This is a genomic window from unidentified bacterial endosymbiont, assembly GCF_918797525.1.
Lineage (GTDB): Bacteria > Pseudomonadota > Gammaproteobacteria > Enterobacterales > Enterobacteriaceae > Enterobacter.
Genome location: NZ_OU963893.1, coordinates 2,981,459 through 2,993,679, shown reverse-complemented (window position 1 = coordinate 2,993,679; position 12,221 = coordinate 2,981,459). Strand labels below are relative to the sequence as shown.

At 51.4% G+C, this 12,221-nt stretch carries 12 protein-coding genes and 1 pseudogene; 8 read left to right on the top strand and 5 right to left on the bottom strand.

Annotated features, from left to right (window positions below; genetic code table 11):
• Window positions 1-604: 604 nt before the first annotated feature.
• The gene (gene yedD / locus NL510_RS14300; RefSeq protein ID WP_253384928.1) at window positions 605-1,018 is read left to right on the top strand and encodes a lipoprotein YedD; all 414 of its coding nucleotides are present in this window, start codon (window positions 605-607) and stop codon (window positions 1,016-1,018) included.
• A 53-nt stretch (window positions 1,019-1,071) separates the two neighbouring features.
• Here the strand turns inward: yedD and amyA are convergent, their stop codons facing one another.
• The 4 genes from amyA to fliD all read right to left on the bottom strand — a co-directional run bounded on the left by amyA (window position 1,072) and on the right by fliD (window position 4,882).
• Window positions 1,072-2,559 carry an alpha-amylase gene (amyA, locus tag NL510_RS14295; protein WP_253377794.1) on the bottom strand — a complete coding sequence of 496 codons (1,488 nt, stop codon included), beginning with the start codon at window positions 2,557-2,559 and terminating at the stop codon, window positions 1,072-1,074.
• A 98-nt stretch (window positions 2,560-2,657) separates the two neighbouring features.
• A complete protein-coding gene (gene fliT / locus NL510_RS14290) occupies window positions 2,658-3,029 on the bottom strand; it encodes a flagella biosynthesis regulatory protein FliT (protein ID WP_253377793.1) in 372 nt (123 codons plus the stop codon).
• Window positions 3,029-3,439, bottom strand: coding sequence for a flagellar export chaperone FliS (gene fliS, locus NL510_RS14285; protein WP_253377792.1), 411 nt, complete (start codon window positions 3,437-3,439; stop codon window positions 3,029-3,031). Before fliS ends, fliT begins: the two co-directional genes overlap by 1 nt.
• A 30-nt stretch (window positions 3,440-3,469) precedes the next feature.
• The gene (gene fliD / locus NL510_RS14280) at window positions 3,470-4,882 is read right to left on the bottom strand and encodes a flagellar filament capping protein FliD (RefSeq protein ID WP_253377791.1); all 1,413 of its coding nucleotides are present in this window, start codon (window positions 4,880-4,882) and stop codon (window positions 3,470-3,472) included.
• Between the two features lie 268 nt (window positions 4,883-5,150).
• Between fliD and NL510_RS14275 the strand changes: the two genes are divergently transcribed.
• A complete protein-coding gene (locus NL510_RS14275) occupies window positions 5,151-6,530 on the top strand; it encodes a FliC/FljB family flagellin (protein ID WP_253377790.1) in 1,380 nt (459 codons plus the stop codon).
• On the opposite strand, the pseudogene NL510_RS14270 reads toward NL510_RS14275, so the two are convergent.
• A pseudogene (locus tag NL510_RS14270) lies at window positions 6,439-7,035 on the bottom strand (hypothetical protein); the annotation flags it as partial. The gene NL510_RS14275 and the pseudogene NL510_RS14270 sit on opposite strands and share 92 nt — an antisense overlap.
• Window positions 7,036-7,280: 245 nt before the next feature.
• On the opposite strand from NL510_RS14270, the gene NL510_RS14265 reads away from it, so the two are divergent.
• The 6 genes from NL510_RS14265 to tcyN all read left to right on the top strand — a co-directional run bounded on the left by NL510_RS14265 (window position 7,281) and on the right by tcyN (window position 12,027).
• On the top strand, window positions 7,281-8,000 hold the full coding sequence (locus NL510_RS14265; protein ID WP_253377789.1) for an RNA polymerase sigma factor FliA: 720 nt from the start codon (window positions 7,281-7,283) through the stop codon (window positions 7,998-8,000).
• 54 nt (window positions 8,001-8,054) lie between these two features.
• Window positions 8,055-8,606: a flagella biosynthesis regulatory protein FliZ gene (fliZ, locus tag NL510_RS14260; protein WP_253377788.1), complete on the top strand. Its 552-nt coding sequence runs from the start codon at window positions 8,055-8,057 to the stop codon at window positions 8,604-8,606.
• A gap of 87 nt (window positions 8,607-8,693) precedes the next feature.
• A complete protein-coding gene (gene tcyJ / locus NL510_RS14255) occupies window positions 8,694-9,494 on the top strand; it encodes a cystine ABC transporter substrate-binding protein (RefSeq protein WP_253377787.1) in 801 nt (266 codons plus the stop codon).
• A gap of 107 nt (window positions 9,495-9,601) precedes the next feature.
• Window positions 9,602-10,588: a D-cysteine desulfhydrase gene (gene dcyD, locus NL510_RS14250; protein WP_253377786.1), complete on the top strand. Its 987-nt coding sequence runs from the start codon at window positions 9,602-9,604 to the stop codon at window positions 10,586-10,588.
• Between the two features lie 21 nt (window positions 10,589-10,609).
• The gene (gene tcyL / locus NL510_RS14245) at window positions 10,610-11,278 is read left to right on the top strand and encodes a cystine ABC transporter permease (RefSeq protein ID WP_253377785.1); all 669 of its coding nucleotides are present in this window, start codon (window positions 10,610-10,612) and stop codon (window positions 11,276-11,278) included.
• A complete protein-coding gene (tcyN, locus tag NL510_RS14240) occupies window positions 11,275-12,027 on the top strand; it encodes an L-cystine ABC transporter ATP-binding protein TcyN (protein ID WP_253377784.1) in 753 nt (250 codons plus the stop codon). Before tcyL ends, tcyN begins: the two co-directional genes overlap by 4 nt.
• Window positions 12,028-12,221: the final 194 nt, after the last annotated feature.

Below are 12,221 nucleotides of genomic sequence, written 5' to 3'. Positions count from 1 at the left end.
CGTGACGATCGTATTATTCGCGGGGCTTTATCGTTTTAGAGGGAAAAAAAAGGAACCTTCAATCCTTAAGGTTCCTTACTATCAAGGTTTGGTATGCATGAGATATGCGGCAGGAGGCATCATAAACCCTGAAAAAACACACAATGCTGTGTGATAAGAACAGAGGGGGGGTTACCCCAAACATCACGATAGTCAATATAAGCCTGGTAAGGGGATAGTTGTATCGGGTGAAATACCTGTTCTGGGCGTCGGGATCAGGATAAGTATTAAGGCCTGTGAGCAACGATGGGGAAATGACATATTAGCCACGGTGCTTTCGAACCCTTCTTTAATAAGGATGATCATACGTGGGATGCCTCTGACGAAATATAATAGGCAGGTGTAGCAATTTCTTAAGTTATCTCAATCTGTTCTTCCCACATCATCAATATTAACTACACTGGCTTTGTCGGAAATACGAACAATATCCAAAAATTGCTCTTGCTGCGACAGATTGTAGTTTTAAGGAGTGCGTTACGATAGGCTCTCAGGCGCAGCAATCTTCTTCTGGCAGCAACATCACTTTAATGCCACAATATTTTTTTCTTCGAATGCAGGAAAGATGATGAAAAGAATAGCAATTGCTGGTGCGCTGCTGGCGTTGACGGGATGTGTCCAGGTCGATAACTATCAGGAAGTAATTAAACATCCCGTGCCTGCGCATCTGGCGGGATACTGGCAGTCAAAAGGGCCGCAGAGCAAAATGGTCAGCCCGGAGGCGATTGCCACGCTGGTGGTGACGCAAGAGGGGGATACCCTGGACTGCCGCCAGTGGCAGCGTGTCATCGCAGTTCCTGGAAAAATTATGCTGCGTTCGGATGCGTACTATAACGTGACCAGCAAGCTGGATGTCTATCCGCTGGCGCGCAATGGCGCTACGCTTAAGTATGATGGTATGGAATTGCAGAAAGTGGACCGGCCGACGGTGGAGTGTGCGGATTATCTGCGTAAAAATCCGCTGGACAGTCAGTTGCCTTGATTTATGGCGCCGGGTGGCAGTTTCGCCTGACCCGGCCACAAATCCTATCTGTTTTACAACACGTCCTCCATGACCCATACGCTCACGCTTCCGCCTTTGCAGGTAAAGGTGCCTTCGCCATCCGCTGAGGTGGTAACGGTCTCTTCGCGATTAGCGAGGAAATCACGCCACGTTCTGTTGCCATAATTCTCCCCAAGCTTAATCACTTTCTCCCCGTCATCACCGTTGGACAGCACCACCACGCAGCCCGGTGCGTCTTCGGTTCCGCTACGGCTAAAGGCGATACAGTTAGGGTGATCAAAGAACAGCGTTTGCACCCCATGGGCAAAACGCTGACGCGCGAGTATTAGCTCATGAAGTTGCTCAATAACGGGCATATCGATGTGGTAGTTTTCACCGTCTCCTCCCGTATCCTCATAGCTGGCTCCGAATAAATCCGGGTAAAACACGCTCGGTACGCCGTTTTCCCGTAACAGGATCAGGGCGTAGGCCAGCGGTTTAAACCAGGCCTCTACCGGCGCTTCCAGCGCCTGCAAGGGCTGAGTATCATGGTTTGCCACCAGCGTTACCGCGTGGAAAGGATCGGCTTCCACCAGCGTGCCGGTGAAAATCTGGCTCATGTCGTAATCCCGGCCCTGACGCGACGCTTCGTGGAATTTCATTTGAAGAGGGGCATCAAACAGCATCGTTTTACCTTCAACCTGGTCTATGTAATGCTGCAGTTTATCTACCTCGTGCGACCAATATTCCGCCACAATGAACAACGGTTGCTCCGCCACTTCCTGAACGTGCTCAATCCACTCTTTATAAAACCAGGCCGGAATGTGCTTCACCGCGTCCAGACGAAAACCGTCACACTGCGTTTGTTCCATCACCCAGCGTGCCCAGTATTTAATCTCTTCGGTCACGGCATGGTTACGAAAATCGATGTTTTCCCCCATCAGATAATCGAAATTGCCCATCTCATTATCAACCTGATCGTTCCAGCCTTCACCGGTATAGTCGTTAACGATCTTGAAGATGCTGTCTTCATTGGGGTTTTCGATATGGTCGATGCCGCTAAAGCATTTATAATCCCAGATGAATTGCGAGTACTGGCCAGCGCGCACGGGGAAGGTGTAGCGCGTCCAGGCCTCGCACTCAATAATCTCATCCTCAATCTGGGTACGATCCTGCTCGTTGACGCGCTGAACGCGAACCGGCTCTTTTTCATCCGCCCCCATTTTATGGTTTACCACCACATCAAGCAGCACGGCGATCTCATTACTTTTGAGCGCAGCGATTGCCTCCAGAAGCTGGGCTTTATCGCCGTATTTAGTGGCGACGCCGCCTTTCTGGTCAAACTCACCCAGATCGAACAGGTCGTAAGAATCATACCCAACAGAGTACCCGCCGGACGCGCCTTTATACGCCGGAGGAAGCCAGATCATATTAATTCCAATCTCGTTAAGGTTGGGCGCCAGGGCTGTAACCTCTTGCCACAATTCGCCGCCAGCGGGGTAATACCAGTGAAAACATTGCAGTAAGGTTGGATTGCGCATGCCCATCTCCATGAAGTCGCGAAATTCAAGTATGGAGTAGCTTTCGCAGAATTGCCTGGCGAACGAAGCGGATAATATTCGTTCGCCAGTGACAGGGGCTAATTAATGTCGGGATTGCTTTGCGGGGCCAGGATATGACCGCCCTGATTGCCGTAGGTGGAAAGCACTGTTTTCTGAATCGATGTCTGACCAACCAGCTTTGCCAGCTCGTTCATACGGCTTTGTAACAGCGCTTTCACTTCGCGTTCGTTATTCAGGATTAAGCGTAGCGTGGGACGAAGCTGATCCTGCAACTGCACAGAAGGCTCACTTTCCTGCGTAAGACGAGCCAGTAAGTGCACTGCATTGACATAATCGGTTTCACAGGTGATGAGATCATCCCATAAGCCCTGGCGTGCCAGTCGCAACATCGTCTGGCTCTTCTCAAGGAGTTGCTGATAAAGGGTATAGAGTTGCGGTGCATGACTCATTAGACAGCGTCCTGGATAAGTTGTGGCGAACCTGCAACCTCCTTCCACCCGTCTGCGATATTGCGCAGCAAATTTTCCACCTCTTCGATGGCGCTGGCGTCGTTATTCACGTTGGCGTGCAGGAGGCGACGTACCATATAGGCATAGAGAGCAATCAGGTTTTGAGTCAGCTCATCCCCATCATTTTCCACCAGGCCAACCTTAAGCCCGTTTTCAATAATGTTGATTGCTTTCGATAGCGCCAGCCCCTTAGCCGGTATATTGCCGTTACCCAGGAACAGACGCGCGCGGACCAGCGCGCTGAGGGCTCCATCGAATAGCATGATAACCAACTGTTGCTGGCTGGCGCTCATCACCGCGCTTTCAACTTCTATTTTTGCGTAGGCCTGCGTGCCTTTTGCGCCGTACATGTTATCCCCCTCGGGTCTGATTTACGTTTACTACTTGCTGGATGACGTGTTTTCGAATTGCTGGCTCAGGTAATTGGTGGTGTTGTTTAGCGACGACATCAGCACGTCCAGTTGGGTAAACTGGGCTTTATACTGTGCCTCGGTGGCGTTAATACGTGCGTTAACGGCATTGTATTGATCCGTCAGCTTGTTCAGCGTTTTGCTGACACCGTCTTTCGCCGCCTGGATAATCCCTTTACTTGATAGCCAGTCGGTCAGGTTGGTGGCCATAGTAGTGGTGATGCCAGTGGTTTTAGCGTCACCCACAACCAGGTCTTTCACCGCCAGTGGGTTTTCTGTCAGCGCTTTTTCCAGTTTGGTGCTGTCCAGCTCCAGTTTGCCTGTGCTGGGGTCAGAGGTGATACCTACCTGCGAGAGCGTTTTGTAGGCTGTGCCTCCCACGGAATTGCTCAGCATGGTTTTCAACTGCGTCTGGATAGTACGCAGCGTGCTATCGCCGAGCAGGGCACCGTTGCTGGCATCCTGAGCGTTAGCGCCCGTCTCTACCGCAGTATATTTGGTCAGCGAGGCGAAGCTGTCCTGCAGGGTGTTGTACGCATCCACCCAGGCTTTCATCGCAGTTTCAGCTTTTGACGTATCTTTGGCGATCGTCAGCGTCTGGTTGCCGCTGGTGACATCATTCAGGTTCAGGGTGATATCTTCCAGCGCATCACTGATGGTGTTGCTGCTGTTTTCGATATCAACGTTATTAATCTTCAGCTTCGCGTTTTGCGCGGTCACGCTTTCGGTCATACCGTTGGCAGCATCGGCGCTGGTGCCGTTGTAACCCATAAAAGATTGCAGAGCGCTGTCACCGCTTACGCTAACGCTGACGGCATTATCCGCACCGGTTTCAGTCGAGGTGAAGGACAGACGATACTGACCGTTACCAACGTTGATAATACTGGCAGTCACACCGGCATCAGCCTTGTTGATCGCGTCGCGAATGCCGGACAGCGATGAATTTTCCGCGCTGATGTCCACGCTCACCGGGTCTTTTCCGTTGGCCGCCGTGAAGGTGATTTTGCTGTCAGCGGTGGCGATAGCGGTTTTGCTGTCAGCCTGGGTGTTTTTAGTGGTCAGCGTTTGCGCCTGCGCCAGCTGAGACACGCTAATGGTGTATTTACCCGCGATCGCGCTGCCGGTAGTCGTAGCGCTAAATGCGGTGGTGCTGCTGGTGGTGCTGGTGGCCGTAAACAGATCGGCTTTATTCAGCGCGGTGTTGGCGGTCTGGAAGGCTTCCAGTGAACTTTTCAACGTGCCGTAAGCGCTAAGCCTGGCGGTATAAGACGTCTGTTGTTTAGTGATCGGCGTTAGCTGCGCTTTTTCAGCGCTGATCAGACCATCCAGAATGTCTGCGAGCTTCAGGCTCGAACCGATCCCCATTGATGAAATAGTTGCCATATTTATTCCTTAATCTATAGACACGTAGAACGAATACTGGGTTATCGGCTTTGATGTCGGAAAGTTTACGGCTAATTTCTTTTTTTAATGGCGGGAATAACGCTAATAGAGAAGAGTATTTCTGTGGCTAAAAAAAAATAACGCGATCCTGAAAAAAAATCTAAAGGTTGTTTTGGACCAGACGATAACACCTTTGACGGCGATGAAGCCGAAGGGTGGAAGCCTAAATCTAACCAAACAGATTTGATGAATAACAGGAAACGAAATCATGGGACAAGTCATTAATACCAACAGCCTCTCGCTGATCACTCAGAACAATATCAACAAGAACCAGTCTGCTCTGTCTTCTTCTATTGAGCGTCTGTCTTCTGGTCTGCGTATCAACAGCGCTAAAGATGACGCAGCGGGCCAGGCTATCGCTAACCGCTTCGAGTCAAACATTAAAGGTCTGAATCAGGCTGCACGTAACGCAAACGACGGTATCTCTCTGGCACAGACCACTGAGGGCGCACTGTCTGAAATCAACAACAACCTGCAGCGTGTGCGTGAACTGACCGTGCAGGCAACGACCGGTACTAACTCTGATTCCGACCTGTCTTCAATCCAGGACGAAATCAAATCCCGTCTGGACGAAATCGACCGCGTGTCTGGTCAGACTCAGTTCAACGGCGTGAACGTGCTGGCGAAAGACGGCACCATGAAAATCCAGGTTGGCGCGAACGATGGCCAGACCATCTCCATTGACCTGCAGAAGATTGACTCTTCCACCCTCAATTTGAAAGGTTTCTCTGTATCAAGCAATGCGCTTAAAGTCAGCGATGCCATCACCAGCGTTCCGGGGGCCGCTGCAGGCGATGCTCCTATCGCTGTAACATTTGGTGCTGATGCCGCAGGTGCTGCTGCCATTGCTAAAACCCTGGGCGTTGCGGATACGTCAAGCCTCAGCCTGCATAACGTCCTCGATGCAAAAGGCGATGCGACCGGTACTTATGTTATTCAGTCTGGTAGCAACTCTTATTCTGCTTCACTGGACTCTGCAACGGGTAAAGTAACGTTAAACACAACAGACATTACTTATAATGACCCTGAAAGTGGTATTACTGGTGCAAGACAAACGGCACAACCAATCAAAGTGACAACAAATGCTGATGGCGAAGCTGTTGGTGTCGTGTCTGTTCAAGGGAAAAACTTCCTTGCTGGTACTACAGGTACTGGTCAAGATGCAATTGTCAACGGTGGTGCTACCGCAACAACCACAGTAGCTACAACAATCCAGTTGAGTGCACAGGAATTAGATATTGGCACTGGTACCGCGGCTAACCCACAGTTCCCGGCAATTGCTGCTACTCAAGAATTTTCGGGCGCTGCGACCAACGATCCACTGGCTCTGCTGGACAAAGCTATCGCATCCGTAGACAAATTCCGTTCTTCTCTGGGTGCGGTTCAGAACCGTCTGACCTCTGCGGTAACCAACCTGAACAACACCACTACCAACCTGTCTTCCGCGCAGTCCCGTATTCAGGATGCTGACTATGCGACCGAAGTGTCGAACATGTCTAAAGCGCAGATCGTTCAGCAGGCGGGTAACTCCGTGCTGTCCAAAGCGAACCAGGTTCCTCAGCAGGTTCTGTCTCTGCTGCAAGGCTAATCGCCTGAAGGGTGCTCAACACCATTCGTCTTAAAATTAGCGGGGAGTGTCGCAGGACATTCTCCGCTAACGTCAGATATGAGATAACCTGCCGGGATTGAATATAGTTGGTCTGATATCTCTGATTTAATCCTTTATTTTCAGTATGATAACCAATAAGCCACAGTACTATTGTGCTCAATGTTGCCAGCAGGCTCAGCGCAAGAAAACGTCCTGCTGAACGGCAGTCAACAGCAATGACGCACAGGGATAACTGGCGCGTCAGCATCGAAATAGTATGATTAAAAATCAAAGGAATATCACGATGAAGAGCGTCATTGCCGGGTAGACCATCAACGCGTTTGATTTTATTTTTGACCTGAGCAACTACGGGTAAATAACGACCGATACTGGTCAGCATCAGCGATGCGCCATTAATGAGTGCAGCAGTGGCATCCAGCAGGGCATTTTGTCGGTATTTGTGAAACGGAGCTAAGGCCTCCTGAAAGAAATTCTGACATACTCGTTAAGCAGACATAGAGGCGATCCCATTGAATTGGTTGCATAATCAGTTGATCACAACACTCTGTACCTGTCTTTTTTCACCCGCACATTACAGGGGATCCCTCAGCGCTCCGGCGGTTTTTTTTCCGCTTGAATTCAGTCGTAACCCCCAAATAACCCCTCATTTCACCCACTATTCACCCAATTAAAACCCCTGCAGAATCGGATAATCATGCCGATAACTCAATTAACGCAGGGCTGTTTATCGTGAATTCACTCTATACCGCTGATGGTGTAATGGATAAACACTCGCTGTGGCAGCGTTATGTTCCGCTGGTGCGTCACGAAGCATTGCGCCTCCAGGTGCGTTTGCCGGCGAGCGTGGAACTGGACGATCTGCTACAGGCGGGCGGTATCGGGTTATTGAATGCAGTTGACCGATACGACGCTCTGCAAGGAACGGCATTTACGACTTACGCAGTTCAGCGTATTCGTGGTGCGATGCTGGACGAGCTGCGCAGCCGCGACTGGGTGCCGCGCAGCGTTCGCCGCAACGCGCGCGAAGTGGCGCATGCGATGGGGCAACTGGAACAGGAACTGGGGCGCAACGCGACGGAAACAGAAGTGGCGGAACGTCTGGGCATTGCTGTTGAAGAGTATCGTCAGATGTTGCTCGATACCAATAATAGCCAACTCTTCTCTTATGACGAGTGGCGTGAAGAGCATGGCGATAGCATCGAGCTGGTGACCGATGAGCACCAGCAAGAAAACCCGTTACACCATCTACTGGAAGGTAATTTACGCCACCGCGTAATGGAAGCTATTGAAGCTTTACCCGAACGTGAACAACTGGTGTTAACACTCTATTACCAGGAAGAGCTTAACCTCAAAGAGATTGGCGTTGTTCTGGAAGTAGGGGAGTCCCGGGTAAGCCAGTTGCATAGCCAGGCCATCAAACGCTTACGAACTAAGCTGGGTAAGTTATAGATGATTCATTCATCTGAAAAATGCCGCACAACGTATTGACAACCAGGAGTTATCATGACGGTGCAGCAATCAAAAAGACGGCCTTTGAGCCGTTACCTGAAAGACTTTAAACACAGCCAGACGCATTGCGCCCATTGCAGAAAGTTACTCGACAGGATCACGCTGGTGCGTCGGGGCGAAATCGTAAATAAGATCGCGATTTCTCGTCTCGACACCTTGATGGATGAATCAGCGTGGCTCGAAGAGCGGCAGGAGTGGGTGGCGCTTTGCCGTTTCTGTGGCGATCTTCACTGCAAAGAGCAAAGCGACTTCTTCGATATTATCGGTTTCAAACAATTTCTGTTTGAACAAACCGAAATGAGTCACGGTACCGTACGCGAGTATGTGGTCCGCCTGCGTCGTCTCGGGCAGTATCTGAGCATGCATAATATCTCTCGCGACCTGCTGAAAACCGGCTATCTTGATGAGAATCTGGAGCCGTGGTTACCTGCAACCAGCACCAACAACTACCGCATTGCGCTACGCAAGTATGCCCAATATAAGGTACAAATGCCGGGTGTGATAAAGCAGAAAGTCCGCGCCGGGACAACTTCTGATATATATTAAAAATGAATAAGATGTAGCGCAGTCGCCTTTGACGTTGCAGGCGATTTCTTTAGACTACTCTAAAAATTCCACTGTATTGGAGTCACTATGAAATTTGCACTTCTGGGACGTCAGGCGCTGATAGGCGTAATGGCCGTTGCGCTGGTCGCGGGGATGAGCGTGAAAACGTTCGCGGCAGATAATCTGCTGAATAAAGTAAAAGAGCGCGGCACGCTGCTGGTTGGGCTGGAAGGAACTTATCCTCCATTCAGCTTCCAGGGTGATGACGGCAAATTGACCGGTTTTGAAGTGGAATTTGCCCAGGCGCTGGCGAAAAATCTGGGCGTGCAAGCGTCCCTCAAGCCGACCAAATGGGACGGAATGCTGGCGTCTCTGGATTCCAAACGTATTGATGTGGTGATCAACCAGGTCACTATTTCTGACGAGCGTAAGAAGAAATACGATTTCTCCACGCCGTACACCGTGTCGGGGATTCAGGCGCTGGTGAAAAAAGGCAATGAAGGTACCATCAAAACGGCGGCCGACCTGAAAGGTAAGAAAGTTGGCGTTGGGCTGGGAACGAACTACGAAGAGTGGTTGCGCCAGAACGTTCAGGGTGTGGACGTCCGTACTTATGATGATGACCCGACAAAATACCAGGATCTGCGCGTTGGCCGTATCGATGCTATCCTCGTTGACCGTCTGGCCGCGCTGGATCTGGTGAAGAAAACCAACGATACCCTGGCCGTTGCCGGCGATGCGTTCTCCCGTCAGGTAGCGGGCGTTGCGGTACGTAAAGGTAACGACGATCTGCTTAATGCCATCGACGCTGCGATTGCTGAAATGCAAAAAGACGGCAGCCTGAAGGCGCTCTCTGAGAAGTGGTTCGGGGCAGACGTCAGCAAATAACCCTTTGACTGACGGAAAAAGGCGCTATTAAAGGCGCCTTTTTTATTTCTGGCGCGTCTGCGTGCATAATGAAAAACATCACCTCAAAAAGCGTTACCGGAGAACCCATGTCACTGCAAAATTTAACGCGCTTCCCCCGCCTCGAGTTCATCGGCGCACCTACGCCGCTGGAGTATTTACCGCGATTTTCTCATTATCTGGGACGCGAGATCTTTATTAAGCGTGATGATGTGACCCCAATGGCGATGGGCGGCAATAAGCTGCGTAAGCTCGAATTTCTGGCGGCCGATGCGCTGCGTGAAGGGGCTGATACGCTAGTTACTGCGGGAGCCATTCAGTCGAACCACGTTCGCCAGACGGCCGCAGTGGCGGCAAAACTGGGGCTACACTGCGTGGCGTTGCTGGAAAACCCTCTTGCTACGCAGGCAGAAAACTACCTGACCAACGGAAACCGTCTGCTGCTCGATCTATTTAACATACAGGTCGAAATGGTTGATGCCTTAACCGACCCGACGGCGCAGCTCGCCGAGCTGGCCACACGTCTTGAAGCGCAAGGTTTTCGTCCGTATGTCGTGCCCGTGGGCGGCTCTAATGCCCTGGGCGCCCTGGGCTATGTGGAGAGTGCGCTGGAGATTGCGCAGCAGTGTGAAGGCGCGGTCAGTTTGTCTTCCGTGGTCGTCGCCTCCGGCAGTGCCGGTACGCACGCGGGGCTGGCGGTAGGCCTGGAACAACTGTTGCCGGATGTCGATCTTATCGGCGTTACGGTCTCCCGTAGCGTCGCTGAGCAAAAAACCAAAGTGGTAGCCTTACAGCACGCGGTTGCTGAACACTTGTCGCTGAAGGCGCAAGCGGACATTCTGCTGTGGGATGACTATTTTGCGCCGGGCTACGGCACGCCAAATGATGGCGGAATGGAAGCCGTAAAATTGCTGGCACGGCTTGAAGGGATCCTGCTTGATCCGGTCTATACCGGCAAGGCGATGGCGGGTTTGATCGACGGCATTGCTCAGCAACGCTTTAAGGATGAAGGGCCGATTTTATTTGTTCATACCGGCGGAGCACCTGCGCTGTTTGCCTATCATCCTCATGTTTAAAAATCAGGTCGAAAAATAATAATGCAAGAAAGTATTCAACTGGTTATTGATTCGCTGCCGTTCCTGCTGAAAGGGGCGGTATTTACGTTACAGCTCAGTATCGGCGGAATGTTCTTCGGCCTGGTGCTGGGGTTTATACTGGCGCTGATGCGCATGTCATCCATTCTGCCGGTACGCTGGCTGGCACGGTTTTATATCTCCGTCTTTCGCGGTACGCCGCTTATCGCTCAGCTCTTTATGATTTACTACGGCTTACCACAGTTTGGTATTGAGCTTGACCCGATTCCGGCGGCAATGATCGGTCTGTCGTTAAATACGGCTGCTTACACGTCCGAAACCCTGCGTGCGGCAATCTCGTCTATCGATAAAGGACAGTGGGAGGCCGCAGCCAGTATCGGCATGACGCCGTGGCAAGCGCTGCGTCGGGCCATTCTCCCCCAGGCGGCGCGCGTGGCGCTCCCGCCGCTCAGCAACAGCTTTATCAGCCTGGTAAAAGACACCTCGCTGGCGGCGACAATCCAGGTGCCGGAGCTGTTCCGTCAGGCACAGCTTATTACTTCTCGTACGCTGGAAGTGTTCACCATGTATCTGGCCGCGTCCCTGATTTACTGGGTAATGGCGACGGTGCTTTCCGCACTGCAGAACTATTTTGAAAACCAGCTTAACCGCCAGGAGCGTGATCCGAAATGAGTGCTATTGACGTCAAAAACCTGGTAAAAAAATTCCACGGGCAAACGGTGCTTCACGGAATCGATCTTGAGGTTGAGCAGGGCGAAGTGGTGGCCATCATCGGGCCGAGCGGTTCGGGAAAAACGACGTTGTTGCGCAGTATTAACCTGCTGGAACAACCTGAAGAAGGAACCCTTCGGGTGGGGGACATTACCATTAATACTGGCAAGTCCCTCAGCCAGCAAAAAAGCTTAATCCGACAACTGCGCCAGCATGTGGGGTTCGTATTCCAGAGCTTCAATCTTTTCCCACACCGGACGGTGCTGGAGAACATTATCGAGGGGCCGGTCATTGTAAAAGGTGAACCCAGGGACGAGGCCACGGCACGCGCGCGTGAACTGCTTGCCAAAGTTGGGCTGGCGGGCAAAGAGACCAGCTATCCACGCTGTCTCTCGGGGGGGCAGCAGCAGCGCGTAGCCATTGCCCGTGCACTGGCAATGCGTCCGGATGTCATCCTGTTTGATGAACCGACCTCGGCGCTCGATCCCGAACTGGTAGGCGAAGTGCTGAATACCATTCGCCAGCTGGCGCAGGAAAAACGCACTATGGTGATTGTAACCCATGAAATGAGCTTCGCCCGCGACGTGGCGGACCGGGCCATCTTTATGGATCAGGGCAGGATCGTCGAACAGGGGCCAGCAAAAACGCTATTTGCCAACCCGCAGCAGCCGCGAACCCGCCAGTTCCTTGAAAAATTCCTCATGCAGTAGCATTTTTGCCCTAATTTGCTCCAGAATTACTTTCTGGAGCAAATTATTCTCCCTTGCGTACCATCTTCCTGCTTTTTTATTCCGCACAGTTCGGATAAACCGTATTAAAAAGCAAGTTGATTGAGATTTTGCCGACATTTGTCTTTATAAAAAAGGTTTCTGTGTTAGCTTATATTCACCATAATAATGATTAT

Excerpts from the sequence above, each read along its gene's own strand:
- yedD (WP_253384928.1), top strand. The coding sequence starts at position 605 with ATGAAAAGAATAGCAATTGCTGGTGCGCTGCTGGCGTTGACGGGATGT.
- amyA (WP_253377794.1), bottom strand. The coding sequence starts at position 2,559 with ATGCGCAATCCAACCTTACTGCAATGTTTTCACTGGTATTACCCCGCT.
- fliT (WP_253377793.1), bottom strand. The coding sequence starts at position 3,029 with ATGAGTCATGCACCGCAACTCTATACCCTTTATCAGCAACTCCTTGAG.
- fliS (WP_253377792.1), bottom strand. The coding sequence starts at position 3,439 with ATGTACGGCGCAAAAGGCACGCAGGCCTACGCAAAAATAGAAGTTGAA.
- fliD (WP_253377791.1), bottom strand. The coding sequence starts at position 4,882 with ATGGCAACTATTTCATCAATGGGGATCGGTTCGAGCCTGAAGCTCGCA.
- NL510_RS14275 (WP_253377790.1), top strand. The coding sequence starts at position 5,151 with ATGGGACAAGTCATTAATACCAACAGCCTCTCGCTGATCACTCAGAAC.
- fliZ (WP_253377788.1), top strand. The coding sequence starts at position 8,055 with ATGACGGTGCAGCAATCAAAAAGACGGCCTTTGAGCCGTTACCTGAAA.
- tcyJ (WP_253377787.1), top strand. The coding sequence starts at position 8,694 with ATGAAATTTGCACTTCTGGGACGTCAGGCGCTGATAGGCGTAATGGCC.
- dcyD (WP_253377786.1), top strand. The coding sequence starts at position 9,602 with ATGTCACTGCAAAATTTAACGCGCTTCCCCCGCCTCGAGTTCATCGGC.
- tcyL (WP_253377785.1), top strand. The coding sequence starts at position 10,610 with ATGCAAGAAAGTATTCAACTGGTTATTGATTCGCTGCCGTTCCTGCTG.
- tcyN (WP_253377784.1), top strand. The coding sequence starts at position 11,275 with ATGAGTGCTATTGACGTCAAAAACCTGGTAAAAAAATTCCACGGGCAA.